We start from the raw sequence: 1,475 nt of genomic DNA, 5'->3' as shown, positions 1-1,475 counted from the left end.
CAACTTCTTCTTTTTCTGATTGGATTTGGGCTTGTGGCTACAATCTTACGATGGAGTTTAGTCCAAGATTCTCCTAAAATGAAAATTGGCACCTATATTGTCGTTGGGATTCTTGTTCTGCTAGTCGTTCTAGGATATGTAGGAATGGGAAGTTTCATACAAGAAGGAGTCTTAAATCTTCCTGCTCCCTGGGATAGTTTCCTTATCTTTACGCTTTCTCTAGTCATCAGTATTTGGAATTGGAAAGAAGCGGTCTTTCGTCCCTTTGTCAGTATGATTATTGCCCATCTTGTGGTGGGTTCTCTGCTCCGTTATTATGAGTGGATGGGCATTTCAAATGTTTTTCTTACAAAAGTTATTCCTTTAGCAGTTTTCTTTGTTGGAATCTTTGTCTTGTTCCGTGGGTTTAAGAAGATAAAATGGAGTGAAATATAGTCAAAAAGCCGTTATAAAGCGGTTTTTTGTTATAATTAAATGAAGAATGTTAGAAATTAAAGGAGAAAAATTTGATGAGATATATAACTCTTGGTCAAGATGACAAAGAATTATCAGAAATTGTTCTCGGAATGATGAGAATAAAAGATAAGTCTGTCAAAGAAGTTGAAGAGCTTGTAGAAACAGCACTGTCTGTTGGAATCAATGCCTTTGACTTGGCTGATATATATGGTCGTGGTCGTTGTGAAGAACTGTTAGGTCTTGTCCTAAAAAATCGTCCAGATTTAAGAGAAAAGATGTGGATTCAGTCCAAATGTGGCATTCGCATTGAAGAATTTACCTATTTTGATTTTTCAAAAGAGTATATATTACAATCAGTTGATGGGATTTTAGAAAGATTGCAGGTTGATTATTTAGATAGCTTGCTCCTTCATCGACCAGATGCTTTGATGGAATCTGACCAAGTAGCAGAAGCCTTTGATCTTCTTTATAAACAAGGTAAGGTTCGAGATTTTGGAGTTTCTAATCAAAATCCTATGATGATGGAGTTTCTTAAAAAAGATGTCAAGCAGCCGTTAGCTGTTAATCAGCTACAATTGAGTGCGGCTTTTACTCCAGGATTCGAATCAGGTTTTCATGTTAATATGGAAGATAGTCAAGCAGCTATGCGAGATGGCAGCATTTTTGAATATTGCAAATTACACGATGTGGTTATTCAGGCCTGGTCAGTCTTGCAGTTCGGATATTTCAAAGGGAATTTTGTCGGCAATGAGAAGTTCCAACAACTAAACCAAGTCCTAAATCGATTAGCATTAAAATACAGTGTGAGCCCATCAGCTATTGCTATCGCTTGGGTGTTACGCTACCCAGCGAAAATGCAGGCAGTGGTAGGAACAACCAATCCTAAGCATTTAATAGAGGCAAGCCAAGCAAGTAAAGTCAATCTGACTCGAAAAGAATGGTATGAAATTTACATCGCTTCAGGGAATGATTTACCTTAGGAAAAAATGCATTTAAAGAAATCACAGTCAAAAAAACGT

Annotated in this window: 1 protein-coding gene and 1 pseudogene; both read left to right on the top strand. The window is 37.0% G+C overall.

Annotated elements, in window-relative coordinates; translation table 11 throughout:
- Positions 1 to 435 (top strand): annotated as a pseudogene (locus HT734_RS09310) (hypothetical protein); the annotation flags it as partial.
- 74 nt (positions 436 to 509) lie between these two features.
- Complete coding sequence (locus HT734_RS09305; RefSeq protein ID WP_173278281.1) at positions 510 to 1,436, top strand: aldo/keto reductase; 927 nt, start codon at positions 510 to 512, stop codon at positions 1,434 to 1,436.
- Positions 1,437 to 1,475: the final 39 nt, after the last annotated feature.

It is taken from the genome of Streptococcus sp. k-90 (assembly GCF_013277565.1).
Lineage (GTDB): Bacteria > Bacillota > Bacilli > Lactobacillales > Streptococcaceae > Streptococcus.
This window is presented reverse-complemented; position numbering and strand designations above follow the sequence as displayed.